20 protein-coding genes are annotated in these 22,885 nt (G+C 40.2%); 5 read left to right on the top strand and 15 right to left on the bottom strand.

All coding sequences use genetic code 11. The annotated features are described in order from the left end of the window. Positions 1-115: 115 nt before the first annotated feature. Together guaA and guaB are read right to left on the bottom strand one after the other, a co-directional pair. Positions 116-1,693 carry a glutamine-hydrolyzing GMP synthase gene (gene guaA / locus AAEY68_RS11855; RefSeq protein WP_024606053.1) on the bottom strand — a complete coding sequence of 526 codons (1,578 nt, stop codon included), beginning with the start codon at positions 1,691-1,693 and terminating at the stop codon, positions 116-118. A 265-nt stretch (positions 1,694-1,958) separates the two neighbouring features. Then, complete coding sequence (gene guaB / locus AAEY68_RS11860) at positions 1,959-3,428, bottom strand: IMP dehydrogenase (RefSeq protein ID WP_002958783.1); 1,470 nt, start codon at positions 3,426-3,428, stop codon at positions 1,959-1,961. 135 nt (positions 3,429-3,563) lie between these two features. Between guaB and xseA the strand changes: the two genes are divergently transcribed. Continuing rightward, entirely contained in the window at positions 3,564-4,904 is a 1,341-nt protein-coding gene (gene xseA, locus AAEY68_RS11865; RefSeq protein WP_024590047.1) for an exodeoxyribonuclease VII large subunit, read from the top strand. Positions 4,905-4,916: 12 nt separating this feature from the next. Here the strand turns inward: xseA and AAEY68_RS11870 are convergent, their stop codons facing one another. The 3 genes from AAEY68_RS11870 to AAEY68_RS11880 form a co-directional block, all read right to left on the bottom strand. Next, positions 4,917-5,597: a hypothetical protein gene (locus tag AAEY68_RS11870; protein ID WP_350585967.1), complete on the bottom strand. Its 681-nt coding sequence runs from the start codon at positions 5,595-5,597 to the stop codon at positions 4,917-4,919. Positions 5,598-5,632: 35 nt separating this feature from the next. Further along, the gene (gene cysE, locus AAEY68_RS11875; protein ID WP_024606056.1) at positions 5,633-6,451 is read right to left on the bottom strand and encodes a serine O-acetyltransferase; all 819 of its coding nucleotides are present in this window, start codon (positions 6,449-6,451) and stop codon (positions 5,633-5,635) included. A gap of 197 nt (positions 6,452-6,648) precedes the next feature. Further along, a complete protein-coding gene (locus AAEY68_RS11880; RefSeq protein ID WP_350585969.1) occupies positions 6,649-9,531 on the bottom strand; it encodes a M16 family metallopeptidase in 2,883 nt (960 codons plus the stop codon). Positions 9,532-9,781: 250 nt separating this feature from the next. Between AAEY68_RS11880 and AAEY68_RS11885 the strand changes: the two genes are divergently transcribed. Continuing rightward, positions 9,782-10,738 carry a methylenetetrahydrofolate reductase gene (locus AAEY68_RS11885; protein WP_024593278.1) on the top strand — a complete coding sequence of 319 codons (957 nt, stop codon included), beginning with the start codon at positions 9,782-9,784 and terminating at the stop codon, positions 10,736-10,738. 108 nt (positions 10,739-10,846) lie between these two features. On the opposite strand, the gene AAEY68_RS11890 is transcribed toward AAEY68_RS11885, so the two are convergent. From AAEY68_RS11890 to AAEY68_RS11905, 4 genes are all read right to left on the bottom strand, one after another. Next, positions 10,847-11,044 (bottom strand): hypothetical protein, encoded by a 198-nt coding sequence (locus tag AAEY68_RS11890; protein WP_197101146.1) that lies wholly within the window; start codon positions 11,042-11,044, stop codon positions 10,847-10,849. 16 nt (positions 11,045-11,060) lie between these two features. Further along, positions 11,061-12,041, bottom strand: a complete 981-nt coding sequence (locus AAEY68_RS11895) for a sensor domain-containing diguanylate cyclase (protein ID WP_350585972.1) — start codon at positions 12,039-12,041, stop codon at positions 11,061-11,063. A 58-nt stretch (positions 12,042-12,099) separates the two neighbouring features. Beyond that, entirely contained in the window at positions 12,100-13,347 is a 1,248-nt protein-coding gene (locus tag AAEY68_RS11900) for a DEAD/DEAH box helicase (RefSeq protein ID WP_350585974.1), read from the bottom strand. A 177-nt stretch (positions 13,348-13,524) separates the two neighbouring features. Then, positions 13,525-14,226, bottom strand: a complete 702-nt coding sequence (locus tag AAEY68_RS11905) for a DUF3581 domain-containing protein (RefSeq protein WP_007581602.1) — start codon at positions 14,224-14,226, stop codon at positions 13,525-13,527. Between the two features lie 340 nt (positions 14,227-14,566). On the opposite strand from AAEY68_RS11905, the gene AAEY68_RS11910 reads away from it, so the two are divergent. Both AAEY68_RS11910 and AAEY68_RS11915 read left to right on the top strand, forming a co-directional pair. Then, positions 14,567-15,208 carry a CPBP family intramembrane glutamic endopeptidase gene (locus AAEY68_RS11910; protein ID WP_350585975.1) on the top strand — a complete coding sequence of 214 codons (642 nt, stop codon included), beginning with the start codon at positions 14,567-14,569 and terminating at the stop codon, positions 15,206-15,208. Positions 15,209-15,312: 104 nt separating this feature from the next. Further along, positions 15,313-15,705, top strand: coding sequence for a hypothetical protein (locus tag AAEY68_RS11915; protein WP_024593283.1), 393 nt, complete (start codon positions 15,313-15,315; stop codon positions 15,703-15,705). Positions 15,706-15,721: 16 nt separating this feature from the next. On the opposite strand, the gene AAEY68_RS11920 is transcribed toward AAEY68_RS11915, so the two are convergent. The 4 genes from AAEY68_RS11920 to proB form a co-directional block, all read right to left on the bottom strand. Beyond that, positions 15,722-16,021 (bottom strand): hypothetical protein, encoded by a 300-nt coding sequence (locus tag AAEY68_RS11920; protein WP_021032137.1) that lies wholly within the window; start codon positions 16,019-16,021, stop codon positions 15,722-15,724. Between the two features lie 156 nt (positions 16,022-16,177). Further along, positions 16,178-17,662, bottom strand: coding sequence for a glutamate--tRNA ligase (gene gltX, locus AAEY68_RS11925; RefSeq protein WP_350585976.1), 1,485 nt, complete (start codon positions 17,660-17,662; stop codon positions 16,178-16,180). 39 nt (positions 17,663-17,701) lie between these two features. After that, complete coding sequence (locus AAEY68_RS11930) at positions 17,702-18,061, bottom strand: glutaredoxin family protein (RefSeq protein ID WP_007581591.1); 360 nt, start codon at positions 18,059-18,061, stop codon at positions 17,702-17,704. A 116-nt stretch (positions 18,062-18,177) separates the two neighbouring features. Continuing rightward, positions 18,178-19,281, bottom strand: coding sequence for a glutamate 5-kinase (proB, locus tag AAEY68_RS11935; RefSeq protein WP_165721072.1), 1,104 nt, complete (start codon positions 19,279-19,281; stop codon positions 18,178-18,180). Between the two features lie 119 nt (positions 19,282-19,400). Here proB and AAEY68_RS11940 point away from each other — a divergent pair, with 119 nt between their 5' ends. After that, positions 19,401-20,360: a DMT family transporter gene (locus AAEY68_RS11940; RefSeq protein WP_350585999.1), complete on the top strand. Its 960-nt coding sequence runs from the start codon at positions 19,401-19,403 to the stop codon at positions 20,358-20,360. Here the strand turns inward: AAEY68_RS11940 and AAEY68_RS11945 are convergent. Together AAEY68_RS11945 and AAEY68_RS11950 are read right to left on the bottom strand one after the other, a co-directional pair. Next, positions 20,255-20,860, bottom strand: coding sequence for a class GN sortase (locus AAEY68_RS11945; RefSeq protein WP_350585977.1), 606 nt, complete (start codon positions 20,858-20,860; stop codon positions 20,255-20,257). The genes AAEY68_RS11940 and AAEY68_RS11945 overlap by 106 nt on opposite strands. Beyond that, positions 20,857-22,869: a marine proteobacterial sortase target protein gene (locus AAEY68_RS11950; protein ID WP_350585978.1), complete on the bottom strand. Its 2,013-nt coding sequence runs from the start codon at positions 22,867-22,869 to the stop codon at positions 20,857-20,859. The genes AAEY68_RS11945 and AAEY68_RS11950 overlap by 4 nt, the downstream gene beginning before the upstream one ends. Positions 22,870-22,885: the final 16 nt, after the last annotated feature.

Raw genomic sequence — 22,885 nt, forward strand, 5'->3', positions numbered from 1 at the left:
CCAAGTGCACAAAAAAAGCCAGGAGCAAAAGCTACTGGCCTTCAATTAAAACCGTCAACGTATTTTAGGACGGGACAAACTATAAAATTACTAAACTAAGCTTATACGCTGGGTTTTATTCCCACTCAATAGTGGCTGGTGGTTTACCCGAAATATCGTAAACAACACGAGAAATACCATCTATTTCGTTAATAATACGGTTTGAAACCACACCTAAAAACTCATAAGGTAAATGTGACCAGCGCGCTGTCATAAAGTCGATTGTTTCTACACAACGAAGTGATACAACCCAATCGTACTTACGTGCATCGCCCATAACCCCTACCGATTTAACAGGTAAGAATACAGTAAACGCTTGGCTTACTTTATGGTAAAGCTCAGCTTTGTGAAGTTCTTCGATGAAAATCGCATCGGCGCGGCGTAATAAATCACAGTATTCTTTTTTGATTTCGCCAAGTACACGCACACCTAAACCAGGTCCAGGAAAAGGATGGCGGTAAAGCATGTCGTACGGTAAACCTAGCTCTAGGCCAATTTTACGTACTTCATCTTTGAATAATTCACGTAATGGCTCAACAAGGCCCATTTTCATGTCATCTGGTAATCCACCCACATTGTGGTGAGATTTAATAACATGCGCTTTACCAGTTGCAGATGCCGCTGATTCAATTACATCTGGGTAAATTGTACCTTGCGCTAACCATTTTGCATTTTTAAGCTTTTTGGCTTGCTCATCAAATACATTAATAAACGTATGACCAATGGCTTTACGTTTATCTTCTGGGTCTGACTTACCCGCTAGATCATTTAAAAACTGCTCTTCAGCTTCAACTTTAACAATATTTAAGCCAAATTTATTACCAAACATGTCCATTACTTGTTGGCCTTCGTTTAAACGAAGTAAACCATTATCAACAAATACACATGTTAGCCTTTCGCCAATTGCACGGTGAATAAGCATAGCCACAACCGATGAATCAACACCACCAGAGAGGCCTAAAATAACTTCGTCATCGCCAACTGTTTCTTTAATACGCTCGATAGCATCATCGATAATTTTTGCAGCAGTCCACAATTTTTCACAGCCACAAATATCAATAGCAAAACGCTCTAATAAGCGCTGACCTTGATGCGTGTGTGTTACTTCTGGGTGAAACTGTACACCGTAAAAACGTTTTTCTTCGTTAGACATTGCAGCATGTGGACAAGTAGATGTTTTAGCTGTTGTTGCAAAACCAGCTGGAATATCCATTACTTTGTCGCCATGGCTCATCCATACGTCGAGTATGCCGTTGCCGCCATCGGTAATGCTGTCTTCAATTGCATCAAATAATGCACAGCTGCCTACTTTTTCTACTTGTGCGTAACCAAACTCTTTTTTATCAGAGCTGTGTACACTTCCGCCAAGTTGAGCTGCCATTGTTTGCATACCGTAGCAAATACCTAGCACAGGCACGCCTGCATTAAATACATACTCAGGAGCGCGCGGGCTGTTTTCAAGTGTTGTTGATTCTGGACCACCAGAAAGAATAATACCTTGTGGGTTGAACTCGCGGATTTGCTCTTCAGTCACATCCCATGCCCAAAGTTCACAGTAAACACCAATTTCACGCACACGACGGGCGATTAATTGAGTGTATTGTGAACCAAAGTCTAAAATGAGAATTCGTGAATCGTGAATATCTTTGCTCATGGAGTATCTCGTAAAGTCTGATGCTAAATGCCGCTTTGAATACCAATTTTATTAAACATTACTAATTTTTGCAGGCTAAATAACTCTCTAACCACGTTAAAAACTTCTTATTTAGAAGAAACTAAAAATCGAAATTTTTGCCTCGTTATTGAGCCATTTATCTGTCGCAATAATTGACCACTTTATTAATGCAATTGGTATTTATATAAACGACTAAAAAGAGGGCTTGCAAAGCAAGCCCAGTATATTAAATTAATTACGCTGCTTAACCTAAGCGGTAATTTGGTGCTTCTTTAGTGATTTGCACATCATGAACGTGCGACTCACCCATACCGGCTGAAGTAACACGTACAAATTGTGGTTTTGTATTTAGCTCTTCAATTGTTGCACAACCCGTTAAGCCCATAGCACTTCGCAGGCCGCCCACTTGCTGATGAATAATCGTTGCAATAGGGCCTTTGTAAGCTACACGACCTTCAATACCTTCAGGTACTAACTTGTCTGCTTCGTTTGATTTTTGGAAGTAACGATCTGATGAACCTTCTTTTTGATCCATCGCGCCCAATGAGCCCATACCACGGTAAGATTTGTAATAACGGCCTTGGTATAATTCAACTTCACCTGGTGCTTCTTCAGTACCGGCAAGAAGTGAACCCACCATTACACACGATGCACCAGCAACAAGTGCTTTAACAATATCACCAGAAAAACGAATACCACCATCAGCAATAACAGGAATGTCGCGACCTTTTAAGCCTTCAACAGCATCTGAAATAGCGGTAATTTGTGGAACGCCACAACCGGTAACAATACGTGTAGTACAAATAGAACCTGGGCCGATACCTACTTTAACTGCATCCGCTCCCGCATCAGCAAGTGCAATCGCACCTTCAGCTGTTGCTATGTTGCCTGCAATAATTTGTAAGTCTGGGTACTCTTTACGCGTTTTAGTAACACGGTCAATAACACCTTGAGAGTGACCATGCGATGTATCGATAAGTAAAACATCAATACCCGCTTCTACTAATGCAGCAATACGCTCATCAGTACCTGCACCAACACTTACAGCAGCACCTACACGTAAACGACCTTGGTCGTCTTTACATGCGTCAGGTTTGTCTTGGGCTTTTTGGTAATCTTTTACTGTGATCATGCCTTTAAGTTTAAATTCATCATCAACAACAAGGATTTTTTCAATGCGGTGTTCGTGCATTAAGCCTAAAATTTCTTCGCGTGCTGCGCCTTCTTTAACGGTAACAAGCTTTTCTTTTTTAGTCATAACGGTAGAAACAGGCTGTTCAAGCTTAGTTTCAAAACGCATATCACGACTAGTAACAATGCCTACAAGCACATTATTGCTATCGGTAACCGGAAAGCCTGAAAAACCTTTTTCGTGCGAAAGCTCAATTGCATCTGCAATTGTTAAATCGGCAGTAACCGTTACAGGGTATGAAACAATACCTGCTTCGTAGGTTTTAACTTTACGTACGTTTTTCGCTTGTTCTTCAATAGTCATGTTTTTATGAATAAAACCAAGACCACCTTCTTGCGCAAGGGCAATAGCTAAACGAGCTTCTGTAACAGTATCCATAGATGCTGAAATAAGCGGCAAGTTAAGTTTGATACCACGCGTTAAGCGAGTTGAAATATTTGCCGTGTGTGGCAAAACAGTAGAATGACCAGGTACTAAAAGTACGTCATCAAAGGTAAGAGCTTCTTTAGCGATTCTAAGCATTTTGGCAACTTCTCACATGTGGATCTAAGATAAGGAATTGCGGCCAAATTTTAACAGCGTTGTTGGCATGAGTAAATAATATTTCGCAAATATTTATGATAAAGTAGTGCAATAAATAGTTTTAGGTTGTTTTTTATGTTTTCGAAGCCTTCGCAGGCGGTTTACACCGTTTCACGCCTTAATAGAGAAATTCGCACAATCCTTGAGCAAGGTTTTGCATCTTTAGTGCTCACGGGCGAAATTTCTAACTTTATTACCCCTGCATCTGGACATTGGTACTTTTCGTTAAAAGACGATAAAGCACAAATTAAAGCCGCAATGTGGCGAGGCAATAATCGCAACCAAAGCTACCGCCCTGTAAATGGCGCACAAGTTACAGTAAAAGCGCGTGTATCGCTTTATGAACCTCGCGGTGACTACCAGCTTATTGTTGAGCATATGGAACCCGCAGGCGAAGGTCAGCTAAAACAAGAATTTGATGCGCTTAAAATGCGTTTAGCCGCCGAAGGATTATTTAGCTCTGCTCACAAACAGCCATTACCCCAAAATATTAATCGCATTGGTGTTATTACCTCAGCAACCGGCGCTGCTATAAAAGATATTTTAACGGTACTCAAACGCCGTGCACCGCAGCTAGAAGTCATCATTTACCCTGCTATGGTACAAGGCAAAGAAGCGCACGTGCATTTAATTAACCAAATTGAATTAGCCAACACACGTGATGAAGTAGACGTACTTATTTTAGGGCGAGGCGGCGGATCACTTGAAGATTTATGGTGTTTTAATCACGAACAGCTCGCCCGCGCTATTTTCAAAAGTGAATTACCGATAGTAAGTGCGGTAGGCCACGAAATAGATACCACTATTAGCGATTACGTTGCTGATGTTCGTGCAGCGACCCCATCAGCCGCAGCTGAGCTTGTAAGCCCAAATACGCAAGAGTTACACAACAAAGTAACGCAATTAGTTAATCGTTTATCTAACGCGTTTAAGCACGGCATTGCCGACAAGCGCGCACTAGCAACGCAGTTACAACACCGCCTTAATTTATGTCATCCGCGTAATCAGCTTAATCAAAAATCACAACGTTTGGATGAGCTAAGCATTGCGCTGCAACAGGCGATGCGTAATCGTTTATACCAACAAGAACGTACACTCAATAACTTAACGCCGCGTTTAATGCGCCAATCACCCGATAAAAAACTCGCTACAGCAAGCCATCAACTTTCGCAATTACAAGCTAGGCTAAACCAAGCTATACAACATCAGTTACAGCAAGCGAATAATAGCTTAGCACTGCAAGCAAGCAGGTTAGATTCAGTAAGTCCGCTTAATGTTTTAGCGCGCGGCTATAGCATCACTAAAACACAACAAGGCAAAGTGGTTAAATCTGTGGGGCAAATTAAAACAGGCGATGTTTTGATTACAGAGCTCGTTGATGGCTCTATAGAATCACAGGTTATACCTATTACATAAAGTTGGTATTACTTAAAACTCTGTACTTAGCAACAATTTAAGCTCGCTATCGCTTGATGTGGAGGTAGTGCTTTTAAATTGTTGCCAAAACTCTTGCTTCATCAACTTGTCGTTTAGCTCTCGCCATTGAGAATTATCAAATGTGTCGTTATCAGCGGGTGCGGCAAGTTCAAATTCACATATCGTCGTTTTACATTTTGCGCTAACAACATCGGGTATAATCGCTAAATCAGCTGTTAATAAAAAATCTTGTAATGCCATTTCAGTACGATAAGCCCATTCTTCGTCACGCGTTTGCTTTTCAAATTTATCACGTAAAATCTTCTCAAAATCTGAAGGACCTCTCATTTGCTTTAAAATGCTTTTAACTGTCGCTTTCTGTTCGGCGAGTTGCTGCTTAAGCTGAGTTACTTGCTCTTCTAAAGGTAGTTCATCAAGCATTTGGGTTTCTGAATAGGTTGGAGGCGTATCTTCAGCGGGCTCTATACTAGCGACTTGCTCAGGTACTGCAGAGTCTGCATTACTTAATACCTCATTACTTTGTTGTTCAGTATGAAGCTTTTGCTGTTTTTCATAACTTGGCTGCGACTTAATAGGTTCTGGATGACTTGAAGCTGTATTAAAGTAGCTCCAAGTTAAACCTACACCCGCAATAAACCCAATCCCTAGAGTCAATAAACTATTTTTGTTCATGTTAATTCCTTTTAAGTTTTATTATTTTTAATTACCTATAGCATTGCACTCGTGTGCGATTCGTTTTCAGGCTCAGGATTTGCTAAAAAGTTTTGGTTCATACTTTGCGCCGGACACTCACAATCCGGTCGACCAATAATTTTAGCGGGTACGCCAACAGCGGTTGTGTGTGGTGGAACATTGCTAAGTACAACTGAGCCCGCACCAATTCGTGCGCCCTCACCTACTTCAATATTACCAAGTACTTTAGCGCCAGCGCCAATTAATACGCCCGCTCTAATTTTAGGATGACGATCGCCCTGCTCATTGCCTGTACCGCCAAGCGTTACAGATTGCAAAATTGATACGTTATCTTCAATTACTGCTGTTTCACCAATAACAATACCGGTTGCGTGGTCAAACATAATGCCTTTACCCACTTTACATGCTGGGTGAATATCGACCCCAAACACTTCAGAGTTACGGCTTTGAATAAAGCGCGCTAGCTCTTTGCGGTTTTGTTGCCACAAGCAATTAGCCAAACGGTGCGCCTGAATAGCATGAAAACCTTTTAGATTTAATATAACCGTAAGATAGGTTTCTGATGCAGGATCGCGGTCTTTTACCGCTTTAATATCCTCAGCAACAAAAGATAGCATACGGTCACATTTTACAAATGCTTGATCGAACAGCTCTCGGATAGTGAATGCAGATACCACCGCATCAGCCAACTTATTAGCAACAATAAAGCTCAATGCCGAACCTAAACAATCATGATTCAAAATGCATGAATAAACATGACTTGCTAATAATGGTTCACGTTTTACTACATCGTTAGCTTCGTCGCGAAGCTGTTGCCAAATTGCATGACGCATAATACTGCACTGCCTTAAGTTGATATAAAATAGCCTTTTCCCAAGTCTAACGGATTTAAAGCCTAAGGTGTTAATCCCTTAGTTATTTGTTCTGGTTATTAGGTATAACTGTTTATTAAGTTTCATTATTAAATAATAAAAATGCCTCGGTGCTTATAGCACCGAGGCATTATTTTAACGCTTAAAAAACACTTAAATTATTGAAATACTTTTTCAACTTTTACTACTTCAATATTTTTTGCAGGAATTGCTAATTTATAATCGGCAATCACTTTATCCTCAGCAACCAACTCAGCAGGTTTATTAGTGTTGTAAATCATTGGCGATGTTTGCTGATATGCTAAACGTTTTTGCATATCAGCGCCGTCGCCAGTAATAAACACATAGTGAACATTGTCTGTTTGTAAGTTTTCTTTAATAACGCGATTTACATCAGCAAGCGTTAGCGTTTTAAGTTTGTTAGTTACGTAACTTACAAAGCTATCTATGTTGTAAAATTCGCTATCAAGTGCGTAACCTAATTGGCGGTTTTGACTTGCAACCATTTGCGGCACAAAGTTAATTAAAAAGTTACGCGTTGCTTCAAAGTCATCTTCGCTCATACCATTTTTAATTAGCTTATCTAGCTCAAACAAGGCGGTACGTGTTGCAAAGTGCGCATCGTTATTAGAGCGAAGTGGGCGTAACCACACTTGAAATATTTGCTCAGAGCGCCCTAGATTTGCATCAGGCTTGGTTTGAAACATACCACGTGGAAAGTATTCAATGTATGCGTAATCGCCATAGTTCATACCGCGAGTTTCACGAATGCGCTCATATAAAAAGCTGTTAGAACTACGGTGCTCACCGAAGTACGAACGCACAAGCCAAAGGGCTGTCCAGTCTTCGCTACTTCTTATTGTATCAATAGGAAAACCAAACGATACCGCAGTCGATTGTGCCGATTTTTCTACAATCGTTGCATGATGACCTTTAAGCACTGGTGCATCAGGAATACTTAAACGGCTTTGATCACCTTTTGGTAGCGTTGCAAAATCGCTCATCATTTTAGCTTTAAGTTTTGCAGGCACAGCCCCAATTAAACCAACCGTGAGTTTAGATTGCGTAAGCTCGCTGTGATAAAACGCTTTAACATCATCAAGGGTCAGTGCTTCTAAATCCGAAATATCACCATAGTTGTAGCTTTCGTAAGGGTGATTTTTGTAAAGCGCACTGTATAGCACTTCTTTACCTAGCTCTTCATCATTAGATGCTTTTAAGCCTGACTTAATTCCATCGATCATTTCTTTTTTAAGGCGCTTAAAGTCATCGTCTCTAAAACCTGGATTTAGTAATTGATCGCTCACAAGTGAATACCACTGCGCCGCATTATCTTTATGAATACGTCCTTGGAACGACAGCATTTCTTTATCTATTTGATAACCAAAGCTACCCGCAAGCGGATAAAGTGCTTTTTGAATATCTTTATAGCTTGTCGCCTCTGAGCCACCTTGTGCAAGCATAGCCGCAGTTAACGCAGCAACACCTTTTTTGCCTTGTGGGTCGGCAGCCGCACCGGTATTGAATAAAAAGTTAACATCAATTAATGGCGAGCTATTGGTTTTATCAAGTACTTTAAATACAGGTGCCGCAGGTGCTTGTTCAAGCTTTGCAGTAAGCGCATTTAAATCAACTTCTTGCTCAAAACCTGGGGCTTTATCAAGTGCCGACATTGTTAATGTGGTACGTGCGTTATCGGTAAAGTATTTATTAGCAACGGCTTTAATATCTGCGCTGGTAATGTTATCTGCCGATTTATACAGCTGGTTTATAACCTCAGGATCGCGCTCAAAATGCATGTAGCTGGCAAGGGTTGAAGCTATTGATTGCGATGAATCTAAGCCATTAATAAAGCCGTATTTAAGGTTCGATTTTAAATCACTCAGCTTTTGCTCATCAACAAACTCTGTGCGTGCTTTTGCATAAGTTCGGTTAATTGCATCGCGTGCAGTGGCTAAATCATCTGCGTTTTCTACTTTAACAAATACGTGTAATAAACCCGGATCTTTGGTCTCTGGGTTATAGGTAAACATTTGGCTGGCAATTTGTTTGTCGACCACTAGCTCTTGATATAAATCTGAATTACTTGAAAAATAAAGCTGTGAGATTAAATCAAGCGCCGCTCTGTCTTTTTTAGCAGGCTCCCACGCAGCGCCTTTGTAGGATACAAGTAACCAATGCCCTGGTAGCGCTTCATCTTGCTGGTGCAAATATTTTGGTGCTTGTTGAACAGGCTCTGCTTTAATGTCAGCAACATAGTTACCCTTTTTCCAGCTACCCCAATGCTTTTTAACCATTGCCATTGTTGCTTGTGGATCTACATCGCCCACAATAACAAGTGACACATACTCAGGTTTATAAAATTTAGCAAAAAACTCTTTCCCGTACGCCATTTGATCTGGCATGGCTTCTATGTCTTTAAAAAAGCCCATAGTGGTGTGTTTATACGTGTGCTTATCAAACGCTTCTTCGCGTACAGCGCTTAATAATTTACGAATTGGACTCGCGTTGTTTTTTAAGTACTCACCTTTTACCGTTTGTGCTTCTGTTCTAAATTGCTCTTCGGTGTAGGTTAAATTTTGAAAAATATCAGCTTCAAGCTCAAGCACTTTATCAAGATGCTGTTTTGAAAAGTTTAAATGGTAGTTTGTAAAATCGTTTGTTGTATAAGCGCGGTTATCAACACCTGAATTTTTTAATATGTCTGAGTACACATCTTCAGGGTATTTTTGTGAGCCTTTAAACATCATGTGTTCAAAAAAGTGAGCAAAGCCTGTTTTGCCCTCTTCAACTTCGTTACGCGACCCAACCGATACCGGAATTTGCAGCGACACTACATCAGGGTAGTCGGTTTTAACAACCATGACACGTAAGCCGTTTTCTAGCTCTTCAATTAAATAATCTTGCGAGAAAACACGGTCATCAGCTTTATTTACTTGTTCTTGTTGTGCTGTTGCTTCCGTGCTTTGGTTTTGTTGCATGGCGCAACCCGTTAACGCCAGCGATACCGCTAAGCTGGTTGCTAATAATTTAAATTTCATTGTTGTCCCTTTTTAAATTGAGCAAATTTGTTGTCAGATTTAACTCTTTAATTATGCCCCAAAGCCAATAAATATAAGAGCCCAAAGGGAATTTATTATGTAAACAACTGTGTCAATTATAAATTATGGGAACAAGCACTATGAATAAACATCATGTTAGTTGAAAAACTTTCACTAAATAAATCTATCTAGACGTCTAAATGGCTGCTATATTAAATCCATCAAAACAAACTTAGCTGGAATGAGGATTATGGCTTTATCACTAAAAGAGAAGATAGTGGACACCAACCAAGGTGTTTATCTTATTGGTACTACCCCGCCTAAAATTGGCACCGATAAAGCGCAATTAAAAACCATTGCAGAAAAGCTATTAGGTCGCTTACACGAAATTGAATACGACGGCGTAATAATTTACGACATTCAAGACGAAAGCAGCCGAACCAATCAAGACCGCCCATTTGCGTTTAAACAAACCGTTGATCCGCGTGAATACAGCCATTTACTTCGTAATTTATCTGCACAAGATGTGATTACTTATAAAAGTGTGGCGCAGCGTGGCGTAGGCGAATTTAAAGATTGGCTAAGTGAAACTAAAAACGACTACGATTTACAAAATGTTGTTTTAGTAGGTAGCCCATCATCGATAGGCGATATAAAGCTAAGCCTGCCAGATGCGTATAAAGCGATGGCTGAGCAATCAGATGATTTCTTTTTAGGTGGCGTTACGATTGCCGAGCGCCATTCAAGTAAACGAAATGAGCACGAACGATTAATAGAAAAAACAGCACAAGGTTGTCAGTTTTTTATATCGCAAGCTGTTTACGACGCACAAGCTACTATAGAGCTAATTACTAGCTACGCACGTACATGTAAAGCACAAGGGATTACACCTCAACGTATTATATTAACGTTTACCCCGTGCGGCGGCGAAAAAACCTTAGACTTTATGCAATGGTTGGGTATCTCAGTGCCAGAGGCAACTAAATGGCGCATGCTTGATGCAGACAATACATTAAGCGAATCAGTCCGTATTTGCCGCGAAAACCTCGACTTAATACTTAAAAGCTGTGCGCATTTAGATGTACCGCTGGGCCTAAATATTGAAAGCTTAACAAACCGTAAAGAAGAAATTGACGCGTCAATTAACTTATACCGTTTATTAAAAGCCATTATGGAATTGAACCTTGCGGAAAAGCTAATAGCTTAAAGGCTAGGTAAGAGCTAATTAACACCCTTCTTGGCAAGCCTAATGGCTTGCTTTTTTATGTCCGTACTTTGTTAATAAATACAAGTAAAAATTTGCAGCTTAAGCTATTTATTGAAGCTGTTTTTGGTTATTACTCTCAAGCCTTTTTAAGGCAAACCCCATAGAGGAGCACATAACACCAAAAATTATTCCCTCATTAGATATAAATCTAATGCTAGGAAACGTTTCAAATAAGCTTATTATTGCTAAGGAAAAAATAAAACCTATCGCAGAAAAAACCAGCCAAGTTTGTGTGGCATGAGTCATGACGAACCTCCTTTTATTATTGTGCCTTTTTAGCGAGCTTATACGCTTGTTTATTTTTATACATTGCGTGGTCTGCATCATTTAATAGCGCTTCAAAGGGCTGCTTTTGTTTATTAGTAAAACTATAACCAATACTAAGCGATAAATCGCAAACGTCTTCTTTGAGTAAGGCTTTTGAATACTCAGTCGAAATTTTATCCATGATGTAGTTAATCTTGCTTTTATCGCTTACTTGCATTACTGCAACAAACTCATCGCCACCTAAGCGCCCTACTATATCAGCATCTCTTAAATGCGTTTTTAGCGTATCTGCCAATATAATTAAGGCTTTGTCGCCCACTTCATGTCCGCAGGTGTCGTTTAATTTTTTAAAGTCGTTTATATCAATAAACAAACAACACACGTCAAAGCCTAAACGTAGCGCTAAGTTAAGTTTTTGCTGGGCTAATAAGTTAAGTGCTCGGCGATTATAAATATTCGTTAATGAGTCTAACATGGCTATTTCGCGCATTTGCTCATAGCTATACACAAGCGCTAGGTCGTCTTCAATCAAATCACGTAGTTGTTCTATGAGTTCAAAATATTCATCGGTATAGCTTGTTTTTTTAGTGTCTTTTAAGCATAGCGTGCCAAATACTTCGCCTTCAGGCCAATGAATAGGTAAACCTAGGTAGGATTCAACACCATCTTCAACTACTTCTGGTAGGGTGTTCCATGTATCGTTATTGCTTGCATCATTAACATATAAAATATTTTTAGTTTCAGCAACGTACCGACAAAACAGAGGTGTTTGAGGAGGGAGTATAGGGTTGGTCTCAAAGTTAGATCCACCCTCGTTACTTCTAATAACAACGCGATAGCCTTTGCTTGTTGCCTGAACTATATAACCAGACGGGGCTGAAAAAAGCCCCGTTATAAGGTCGATTGTTTTTTGCCATTTATGCAAAGATATTTGGCCATCAATACCAGAAAATGCCCATTGATCAATTTCAAACATTGCTTTACCTCGGCTATTTAGTAGCTCCAGTATAGGCAAAAAAGCAAAGTAAAAGCTATTATTTACGACGTCTACTTGGCTCTCTTTTACCAGTGATGCGTTTTTTATCGCGATCTTTTCGCGACTTGTTAGTATTTTTACGATTATCTTTTGGCTTTTTATTAGGATCTGGCTCGTAACCTTCTAACCACTGCGGCGTTAAACGCGTATCGAGTAGTACTTCAATTTCTTCTAGCAGCCATTGCTCATCAAGACTTACCAGCGACATAGCAAGTCCTTGTTCGCCAGCACGACCTGTACGGCCAATACGGTGCACGTAATCCTCGGCAATGTACGGTAGTTCAAAGTTAATTACGTATCTAAGTGTAGAAATATCTAAACCACGCGCAGCTACATCGGTTGCAACAAGTACGCGTGTAATACCTTCTTTAAAGTTTTGCAATGCACGGTCGCGTGCGCCTTGCGATTTGTCGCCATGGATTGATTCGGTTTTTAAACCGTCTTTACACATTTCTTTAGCAAGCTGATCAGCCATTTGTTTTGTGCGAGTAAAAATAAGCACTTGGCGCCAGTTTTTCATACCAATCATGTGCGATACAAGTTCGCGCTTACGATCCTCATCTACAGCGTAAATAACTTGCTCTACTTCAACCGCGGCTGAGTTACGTTTATCAACTTCAATTAGCTCTGGGTTTTTAAGTAACTTTTTACTGAGTTCAAACACGCTGTCATCAAACGTAGCTGAAAATAGTAAAGTTTGGCGATCGCCCGGGACATGTCGCAATATACGTCTAATTTCATCAATAAACCCCATATCAAGCATGCGGTCAGCTTCGTCAAACACTAAGGAGTCTACGCTTGAAAGTACCACACTGCCTTTAACTATATGATCAAGCAAACGCCCAGGTGTTGCCACTATAACTTGCGCTGTTTTAAGGGCTTTTATTTGAGGGCCAATACTTGCGCCACCATAGGCTAAAGCGCCATTGATATTAGTGCCTTGTGCGTACTTTTCAAAGCTTGCAAATACTTGCTGAGCAAGCTCACGGGTTGGCGTTAAAATGACTACACGTGCAAGGCCTTGCTCATCTTTTTTAGGGGTATTTAAAAGCTTATGTAATAAAGGTAAAACAAAGGCGGCAGTTTTACCCGTACCTGTTTGCGCGCTGCCCATTACATCACTTCCGGCTAAAATAGGCGGAATAGTTTTAATCTGAATTGCGGTTGGTTGAGTGTAATTATTTTGCTCAATCGCTGTTAATAATAACGGGTCGAGATTAAGTGATGAGAACGTAGTAGCAGACATAGGCTTAGCTTTAAAATAACAAAGAGCGCTATTGTACGCATATTACTGTACTGCGTAAATTAACCAGTCCAGAAAAGTATTTAATCGTGGTTGCTCACTTTCGCTTTAGCGCTAAAAACAATAAAAAAGGCGCTAAATAACAGCTGTATTTAGCGCCTTTTATAATTTGCTGTAGCTTTAAGCTGGCTTTAGTGTCGCTTTACGCTCGTTGTAAAACGCTATTAAATCGTCAACTGTTGCTTGGCAGTATTCGCGTATACCCGAAACTACCATATGCTTTTCACCACTACCCACTTTAACGCCGTTTTCTAACAGGTTAAAACGTAGTGTAATTTTTCCGCGCTTACCGGCGTACTCAAAACTAGGCTCTGCAAACTCAAGTTCTGGTGCTGTAATATCAAGATTATCAAGGTTGATAAGCATTGATTCGTAAATAATCATTGGGCGAGCAGGGTTAATCATTACCTCTTGCTTACCCATTAATGGAATAATTACATGCGGGAAAGTAGTACCAGAAAACTCAACATAATTTTTTATTAGGCTATTAGTCAGTGCTGGGCATTGGCTGGTTTTACCTTTGCGCTTTACCTTTAAAATAACTTTTTCGCCATTGGTTACATCAAACTCATCAGCCCCTTCAGGGAAGTTAAGTTTGGTGTTTTCATCAACCATACCGGCAAAAGTAAATTCCATTTGTTCACTAATACCGTAGCGGTCTAGTACCAATGAAAAAAGTAAGTCTCCTGGCGCGCAAAACTTTTTGGCATCTTTGTCGTGAAGTGGATTGTAATCGTCAGCAACGCATTTAGCGAATCGACAACCTTGCTCACGAGAGATAGAAACATAATCAGCATGCTGCTGAAAAAAAGGACTTAACATAGTTTGTTCACTGCTTAAACTGCTTATAACCTATCTATATTACCAGAAAAAAAATACTGAGAGGTCGAATCTGTTAGATTAGTTGCTAAATAAAACAGAGCAATAAAAAACAATGACCTTTTATTTATTAGCGCTATCAATTATATGTGTATTTCCGTACTGCAAAATATCAATAATGCGGCAACCCCTTTGGCACTACTTACTAGCTTTAAGTGTTGTAAGTGCATATTTTCAAGGTTATATAAATTTATATGCTCTGCTGTTCATTGGGCTTTACGTTGTTTTATACTACTGTGTGCTAAATACAAAGCGGGCAATAATACGCGCTATATTAAGTACTGTGTTTATAGTTTCCTCATTAGCATTAGCACTTCATTGGGTGCCTGGTTTTAATAACCTCCCCATTGTTATAAACGAGCGTATTACCAGCGATGCGATTACTTTTACCCTTTATGCTAATTTTGATAAAGCTATGGCTGGGTTATTTCTTTGTGCTTACTTTTATTCGAATAAAAAAACTTTAAAAGCAGACTCTAATAAAGCGGGCCCATTAAACGTTAAACAAGCCAGTTTAATAATTATTACTACTGTTTTAGCTGCGCTCACTGCGGCTTTAATGCTTGGACTTGTAAGCTTTAACCCTAAGGTTCCTGGCTTTTGGTTAGCCTTTATTGCTATTAATCTTTTATTTACCTGTGTTGCCGAGGAAGCTTTATTTCGAGGTTTACTACAAACTAAGCTTAGCAAAATAATTACACCTACCCGTTTAGCAATACTTGCCCCTGTAATTACTGCAGGTATTTTTGCTTTGGCACATTTTGCTGGAGGAATTAACTATGTATTGGTTTCGTTTATTGCCGGCTTGGGGTATGGCTATGTTTTTTATAAAACGCAGCGCTTAGAGTGGGCTATTTTATGCCATTGGTTGGTTAATGTTTGCCACTTCTTTTTGTTTACTTACCCTATGCTCAATAAAATCTAAATACATTTACAAATGCTAACAATTTACTTAGTAGTAAACATTGCCCGCATTTGATTTTGTTAGTAATTTACTATTTCAAATAATAAATTAAGGGACTAATAAATATGCTACGTTTTATAACGGCAATAACAGTGCTCGCCACAATAACGGGTTGTTCAAGCATGACTTATCATACAGATATAGACAACGGCGTTTTATCTCAAGAAATTGGCACCTACGTTAATAAAAGAGATTTACAGCAATTTTATAGCGACCAAGAAGCACACGAAAGTGGCGCTACACTCCTAGGCCGAATAGAAGGTGAAAGCTGTGATGGCGACGGTATGGGTAACAATAATGTAAGCTATAACCGCTCTAAATCAAACGCAATTGATTTACTTAAAGCTGATGCCATGCGCAGAGGCGGAAATGCTTTTACTATTAATTCTTGTAGTGAAACGTCTGTATCGTATTGCGACCTATCTGTTTTATGCACCGGACAGGCCTACGACTATTAATAAGTAAAAGTGCAAATTATATATTAAGCGCAAAGCTAAGTAGTACGCGCTTTCCAGACTCGATTTTAGATACGCTGTGTTCGTATTTATCGGGTCTGAATAAATACACGCGATTAAATAAATTTATAATGCATTTTGAGCATTTAAATACCCCACCCGCTTTAGGTTTCTCTAATACAAAATTGAGCTTGTAATAGCGCCCTTGCTGCACAGGGTCAATATGGTTCATTACGCTATGATTAGTTGGGTAAGTAACAAGGTTTATCGAAAATGTATTACTGCTAAAAATAGCTTTGTTTTTAACGGTTGCAATCATACTGCCTCCTATGAGTTTATATGCCGCATTGTAGCATTTAGTAAATTATGAATGCTTAGGCTAAACAATATCAAAATACGATGTCATATAGCTAAACGGCCTGAAACAAAAAAGCCGAGCTTAATAAGCTCGGCTTTTATAAGTGCATTTTAGTAATTATGCACTTGGGTATTCGCGGTACGCACGCTCTATATTTTTAGCCTGCTTTTTAGAAATACCTAAATGAGCAAGTGCTACACGTAAACGAGCACGTGATAAGTCAGACCCCAATATTTCCATTGCATCAAGCACTGACGTACTTGACGTTTTTCCAGTAATTGCGACAAATATTGGCTCTAAAAAGTCTTTAATCTTAAGCTCGTGGAATGTAGCCACTTCTTTTGCAATTGCAAAAATAGCGGGCTTTTCAAAGCCACGTAAACCTTCAAGCTGCCATACAAAAAATTGTAGCGCTTGGCGAATCACGTTTTCGTCTGCTTTGCCGGCTGTTAATAGCGCAGGATCGTAAGTTGGAATACCACCTACAAAGTGCCCTGCAAGCTCAACCATATCCGACAGCGTATTAATACGTGTTTTAACTTCTGGCAATATTTTAGCTAACATTTCGCCATTAAACTTCCAATCAACAAAGCGCTGAATTAACTGCTCGTCGGTTAGATTCTCGCGGATCCACATGCCGTTTAACCAGCTTAATTTATCTACGTCGAATACTGGACCACCAAGCGATACGCGCTTCATGTCGAAGTTTTCAATCATCTCATTTAACGTGAACTTTTCACGCTCATCAGGCATTGACCAACCCATACGGCCTAAGTAGTTAAGCACGGCTTCTGGCAGGTAGCCCATTTCTTTATAGTAGTTAATAGACGTTGGGTTTTTACGCTTAGACAGCTTTGATTTATCTGGGTTACGTAATAACGGTAAGTGACCAAGTACTGGCGCTTCCCAACCAAAATCTTCATAAAGCTTTAATAGCTTAGGTGCTGAGTTAATCCACTCTTCACCACGAAAAATATGGCTAATTTCCATATGGTGGTCGTCAACTACGTTCGCTAAAAAGTACGTTGGAAAACCATCTGCTTTTAAAAGCACTTGCATGTCTACGTTTTCCCACGGGATCTCAATTTCATCACGTAGGTAGTCGTTAAACTTAAATGTGCCTTCGCTTGGGATTTTCATACGTATAACGTAAGGTTTGCCTTCAGCTAAGTTTGCTTTAATTTCTTCATCTGTATGATTTAAACCACGACCGTCGTATTTAGGGCGTAGGCCTTCTGCCATTTGCTCTTCACGCATTTGATCAAGCTCTTCGCTTGTTGCAAAGCAGTAAAACGCTTTACCATCATCAACTAACTGATGCGCGTATTTTTTATATAAATCGCTACGCTCAGATTGACGGTAAGGACCAAATTCGCCACCCACATCAGGACCATGATCCCACTCAAGCCCTAACCAACGTAGGCTATCCATAATCGCAAGTTCAGACTCTGGCGTGCTACGTACTTGGTCTGTATCTTCTATACGAAGTACAAATTCACCGCCTTGTTGTTTAGCAAAACAGTAGTTAAATAAGGCGATATAAGCGGTGCCAAGATGCGGGTCACCAGTTGGCGACGGGGCAACACGGGTGCGAATTGTCATGGTATATTCTCTTTAAATAAGTGAGATAATAAAAGTGGTTTATGCAGCTACTTTGTTTAAGTAAGCAATAATATCGTTTGATTCGTACAGCCATTGTACTTGGCCGTTTTGCTCTATACGCAGGCAAGGCACTTTAACTTTGCCGCCTTGTTCTAGTAGCTCTTGACGATATTGCTCATTGTCTTTTGCATCACGCGTTTCTATGTTTAAGCCTTCGCGTTTAATGGCGCGACGTACTTTTACACAAAACGGGCATGCTTTAAATTGATACAGTTTAAATTGTGAGGTTTGCTGATCAAGCTGTGCTTGCTCGTCGCTTGCACGCTTTTTACTGCGAGGAGTAAATACAAAATTAAAGAATAAGATTATACAACCTAAAAACCAACGAACTAATTTCATGTTCTGTGCTCTGCTTACAACAATTTAAGGAGCCAGATTTTAGCACAAATTTACAATCAAAAAAGTGTAATACTGCGAGAATTACACTCAAGTAATTTAATTTACTAAAAGTGCTTCTATAGCAAGACCATATCATCCCTATGAAGTACTTCTGCGCCACTATCGTAATCGAGTAACTGGCCTATTTGACTAGAATGCGCACCCTTTATTTTATTTACCTCGGTGCTACTAAAGCGCGTTAAGCCCCGTGCAATTACTTGATTTTTATTATCTATTAAATCAATTAAATCACCGCGTTCAAAACGTCCAAATGCATTAGTAACGCCTTTAGCAAGTAAGCTTGCGCCTTTATTTTGAAGGGCGCCAATAGCACCTGCATCTATAACAATTTGGCCGGTACTTTTAGGCCCGGCTAGTAACCATTTTTTACGGCCATCTTTTGGAGCGGTGAGTTTTAAAAAACGCGTGCCTGGTAACTCGTCACTCATGCATTTTAAAATAACGTTTTTACCTGCGCCTTTAGCAATAATAACTTCAACACCTGCGCGCCTTGCAATGTCGGCGGCTTGCAGTTTAGTCGCCATACCGCCGGTGCCTAAATTTGTACCACTGCCACCAGCAAGTTGTCGCAGTTCATCGTTTATATGTGTTACTTCACCAATGAGGGTGGCATCGGCGTTTGTGCGCGGATCGCTGGTAAATAGCCCTTCTTGATCGGTAAGTAGCAGTAACTTATTAGCATTAGCCAAAATAGCGACAAGTGCCGATAAATTATCGTTGTCGCCTACTTTTATTTCGCTGGTAGCGACTGCGTCATTTTCGTTAATGATGGGTACAACGTCGTAATTTAATAACGCATTGAGTGTATCGCGGGCATTAAGGTAGCGCTCTCTGTCGTCTACATCAGCGCGAGTTAGCAGCATTTGCCCTACATTTACACCGTATAAACCAAACAAGCTCTGCCAAATATGAATAAGTTGACCTTGTCCAATTGCAGCAAGCATTTGTTTATCAATTAAGCTTCTGCCACAGGGTTTTAATAGTTGTTCGCGCCCAGCAGCAACTGCACCGCTCGATACTAAAATAACGTGATGACCTTGTTTTTTAAGCTCGCAACATTGGCGTACTAATTCAACCATATGTGCTTTATCTAGTTTATCGGTGCCGCCAGTAAGTACGCTTGTACCAAGCTTTACAACTATTACCTGTTCCCTTTGCATGTGCTTTTTACTACTGATTAATTAAAGATGAATTAATTTATACCAGCTCGGTATTTTTGAACAAGTTAAAAATATTCATGCTAGGATCTGATTTTATTAAATTATGTAAATTACTCTCTATGCCTGCCAGTTTATGTCTAATTATTGCCACCTTTTTATGGGGCAGCTCTTTTATTGCGCTCAAATATGCCATTGCCATTTACGACCCTGCCTTGGTGATATTTTTACGCATGCTCACCACGTTAGTTTTGTCGCTTTGTTTATGGCGCTACGTTATTCGGTTTGAGTATTTAAAAGGTGACTGGAAGTATTTAGTGGGTATGTCGCTTGCTGAGCCTTGCTTGTACTTTTTATTTGAAGGCCATGCAATGGAATACACGTCAGCCTCACAGGCTGGGGTTATTGTGTCGTGCTTACCTATTATTATTGCACTGCTTGCCTTTTTATTGCTTAAAGAATACATAAGTAAATCCATCGTGGTCGGTTTTACGCTGTGTATTGGCGGCAGTATTTTACTTACGCTTCTTTCACCCAGTTCTGAGCAGGCACCTAATCCGTTGTTGGGTAACTTTTTAGAGCTTATGGCTATGGTGTGCGCTGCATTTTATACCGTAAGTATTAAACATTTAGCTAATCGCTACTCGCCCCTGACTTTAATTGCATTGCAAGGTATTAGCGGCAGCTTGTTTTTTGCACCGTTTTTATTTTTTATCGACCTACCAAGCGAAAACCAACACGACTTAACCGCACTTATGAGCATTTTGTATTTAGGCTCGTGTGTAACCCTTGGCGGCTACGGCATGTACAACTACGCTATTAGCAAAGTATCGGTATTAACCGCTGCTGCATACTCTAATTTAATTCCTATTTTTACACTTATTTTGTCCGCTATTATTTTGGGCGAAGTGCTCAACGTTTGGCAATGGCTGAGCATATTTGTGGTATTTATTGGTGTAATGGTAAGCCAGCGCCATCAAGAACTTGTGGTTGATATACCGCTTAGCGAATCGGGCGAAGACATTTGCGCAGATACAAGCAGCCTTAAATCAGTACCCGAGGCAAGCGAATCAAAAGGATAACAGGTAAGCAAATACAGCCCAGGTGTTTGTAAAAATGAGTTTTGGGATTGATGAATAACCTCAATCCCCGTTACCTTATAATTTTGTATCACCCCACTTTGCAGCTGCAAATTAAACGCCTCCCCCACTTTTGCGTTTTGTAAAAATGCAAAGTGGGTGTCGTTATGCCCAGCTATTAGCGCGCCTTTTTCGTTTCCAAATTCTTTTCCGCCAAGCTCCCCTGCGGGTAAAAATTGGCTAGGCGCAAATGCTAAATTACGACCACTCGCTCCAGCCAATACGCTTAATGTTTTATTATGGCTTGGCCAATCAAGCTTTGCAGTAACGTAGCTGTCGGCGTAATACCACGGCCTTACTTTAATCCCGGGTGATTTAAGCGCCTCTTGCCATGCTTGTTCAATTAATACTTGAGCAAGCCACGCTTTTGCCTGCATATAAGCACCGTGACCAAATAATCCAAGCCCAGCGATTAGTAAGCCCGCGCTTAGCCACCTTTTCATTTACGTGCCCTGCTTAATTTAAATGATCGGTTTATTTTAAGCGCGCCAAATCCCAATAATAAAATACAGCCTAGCAATATATGTAACCTGCTTTGCCCATCGGTTTGCGGTAAACGCATTGCCATACCTTGTGGTACTGCATTAGTAGCTTGCGCTGTTTGCTCTGCCACTTCTTTTATGTGAGTTTGTTCAATCGCTATAAAAGCAGTAAACGGGCTAAGTAATTGATGAGTAAGCGCAAGCTCCTGTACTTCATCTTTAACGGTACTTTGCTCGTTGTATAAAAGTAATGACTTGATTTTTTGGCGCGCCCACAGTTTTGCTATACCTTGAGCGCTTGAGCTATTTTGTGTACTTAATTTAATACTTAAAGGCCCTTGTGCTGTTTGCCCAGCAAGTACCACACTTTTAGCATTATTAAGTTTTATAGCGACCATGATAGGCTCGCCAAAATATAAATCAGGTAGTGGTGACGGCCAAAAACCTAAGCTGTTACCGCCTTCATCGCTTAGTGCCAAATTAGTAATAGCCGGATGTGCAAGCTTATCAAACAACTGCTGCATTTTAGGTTGCACCTCACTTGTGCTGCCTATAAACGTAAATGAGCCCTTACCGACATCTGCCGCTCGGCGCATAAAAAAGCTGTTAGGTGCGCTGCCAATACCCACTGTAAATAAGCGGCTATCACCTAATTTACTTTGAATATTTTTAAACAATGCGTCTTCGTTGCTTACGCTGCCATCAGTTAAAAATACAACTTGGCGTACAAAACCATCAAACTCGCTGCCATCAAGTACGGCATTAAGCGCACCTTGTATTTCTGTGCCGCCGTCGGCTTCTAGGCTATAAATAAATCGCTCTGCACGGCGTAAATTAAAGTCGCTGGCTATAAGTGGTTTATCGCTCATTGGAGTCACTATGTTATCAAAACCAATTATGTTAAAGCTGTCGTCGCTATCGAGTAATGACAGCGCATAAAACAAGGCTTTTTTAGCTTGCTCCATAGATTGCCCGTGCATAGAGCCAGACGTATCAACTACAAATACCATTTCGCGAGGTAATCGCTGAGTTTGTGTAAAGTGATCCCCTGGTGGCATTAGCATAGCAAGGCCGTATCGGTCACCATTTTCAAACTGCTGAGTAAAAAATGCGGCTTGAGCTTGCTCTTTTTGCAGCGGTTTAAACTCAAGTACAAAGTCGCGATTAACTGCATTTGTCTCATTTAACGCTATTTTATATTGCCCAAACGCAGTGTTTTGTACATCAACATTATGAAATTTAGAATTGATATCCACCAGCTCTAAGCCTACGTCTATATCAATGTTTAAGCTAAATTGGCTGCTTGGTACGTTATCATTTTGAGTACTGCTTTTAATACTGTAAACAGGGCTTAACCATCCCGTTGGGAGCGGATTAACATGCGCTTGATTTTGAGTATTAACTTCACCACTAATCGCGTGATAACGCGGTGTAATAGTAGTCGGAAATCTAATAGCAAATGTGCCGCTGCTGTAATCAATTATTTCTTGATACTCAAGCTCAATAATTACTCGCTCACCAGGACCAATATTTGCCACATTAGTAATAAACATATTGGCGCGTTGCTGACGTACAAGGGCCGCTTGCTTACCTCCTTTTTTAGCCTTCTCGTATTTTTTTTCAGCTTCCACTTTTTTATCAATTTGGCCTTTAATGACTCGCTCACCTATACGCATCGTCATGGCATGTACGGCGCTTTCATCTGGCAATGGAAAAACGTAGCGCGCGTTAACTGCAAACGGGTTTTCGTTTTGATAGGTTTGCGTTACTACAACATGATTAATTAGGCCGGTTAAGGTCATATTGGCGTCGCTTTTTAATATTATTGCTGGGCCTGCTGGCGCACCATTGCTATCAAAAAGTTCTAACTTGGGTGATTGCGCATGGCTTTTAAAGCTCGCTAACAGCACAATCGCTATGAATATAAAAATACTTACTTTAGTAAGTATTTTGGTTGGTTTACTCAACATAAAATCACTCCATCGA

This window comes from Pseudoalteromonas sp. RB2-MNA-CIBAN-0110 (genome assembly GCF_040309305.1).
In the GTDB taxonomy this organism is placed as follows: domain Bacteria; phylum Pseudomonadota; class Gammaproteobacteria; order Enterobacterales; family Alteromonadaceae; genus Pseudoalteromonas; species Pseudoalteromonas arctica.

What these genes read in the sequence shown, in the direction of transcription:
- guaA (WP_024606053.1), bottom strand. Translation starts at nt 1,693, where the DNA reads ATGAGCAAAGATATTCACGATTCACGAATTCTCATTTTAGACTTTGGT.
- guaB (WP_002958783.1), bottom strand. Translation starts at nt 3,428, where the DNA reads ATGCTTAGAATCGCTAAAGAAGCTCTTACCTTTGATGACGTACTTTTA.
- xseA (WP_024590047.1), top strand. Translation starts at nt 3,564, where the DNA reads ATGTTTTCGAAGCCTTCGCAGGCGGTTTACACCGTTTCACGCCTTAAT.
- AAEY68_RS11870 (WP_350585967.1), bottom strand. Translation starts at nt 5,597, where the DNA reads ATGAACAAAAATAGTTTATTGACTCTAGGGATTGGGTTTATTGCGGGT.
- cysE (WP_024606056.1), bottom strand. Translation starts at nt 6,451, where the DNA reads ATGCGTCATGCAATTTGGCAACAGCTTCGCGACGAAGCTAACGATGTA.
- AAEY68_RS11880 (WP_350585969.1), bottom strand. Translation starts at nt 9,531, where the DNA reads ATGAAATTTAAATTATTAGCAACCAGCTTAGCGGTATCGCTGGCGTTA.
- AAEY68_RS11885 (WP_024593278.1), top strand. Translation starts at nt 9,782, where the DNA reads ATGGCTTTATCACTAAAAGAGAAGATAGTGGACACCAACCAAGGTGTT.
- AAEY68_RS11890 (WP_197101146.1), bottom strand. Translation starts at nt 11,044, where the DNA reads ATGACTCATGCCACACAAACTTGGCTGGTTTTTTCTGCGATAGGTTTT.
- AAEY68_RS11895 (WP_350585972.1), bottom strand. Translation starts at nt 12,041, where the DNA reads ATGTTTGAAATTGATCAATGGGCATTTTCTGGTATTGATGGCCAAATA.
- AAEY68_RS11900 (WP_350585974.1), bottom strand. Translation starts at nt 13,347, where the DNA reads ATGTCTGCTACTACGTTCTCATCACTTAATCTCGACCCGTTATTATTA.
- AAEY68_RS11905 (WP_007581602.1), bottom strand. Translation starts at nt 14,226, where the DNA reads ATGTTAAGTCCTTTTTTTCAGCAGCATGCTGATTATGTTTCTATCTCT.
- AAEY68_RS11915 (WP_024593283.1), top strand. Translation starts at nt 15,313, where the DNA reads ATGCTACGTTTTATAACGGCAATAACAGTGCTCGCCACAATAACGGGT.
- AAEY68_RS11920 (WP_021032137.1), bottom strand. Translation starts at nt 16,021, where the DNA reads ATGATTGCAACCGTTAAAAACAAAGCTATTTTTAGCAGTAATACATTT.
- gltX (WP_350585976.1), bottom strand. Translation starts at nt 17,662, where the DNA reads ATGACAATTCGCACCCGTGTTGCCCCGTCGCCAACTGGTGACCCGCAT.
- AAEY68_RS11930 (WP_007581591.1), bottom strand. Translation starts at nt 18,061, where the DNA reads ATGAAATTAGTTCGTTGGTTTTTAGGTTGTATAATCTTATTCTTTAAT.
- proB (WP_165721072.1), bottom strand. Translation starts at nt 19,281, where the DNA reads ATGCAAAGGGAACAGGTAATAGTTGTAAAGCTTGGTACAAGCGTACTT.
- AAEY68_RS11940 (WP_350585999.1), top strand. Translation starts at nt 19,401, where the DNA reads ATGCCTGCCAGTTTATGTCTAATTATTGCCACCTTTTTATGGGGCAGC.
- AAEY68_RS11945 (WP_350585977.1), bottom strand. Translation starts at nt 20,860, where the DNA reads ATGAAAAGGTGGCTAAGCGCGGGCTTACTAATCGCTGGGCTTGGATTA.
- AAEY68_RS11950 (WP_350585978.1), bottom strand. Translation starts at nt 22,869, where the DNA reads ATGTTGAGTAAACCAACCAAAATACTTACTAAAGTAAGTATTTTTATA.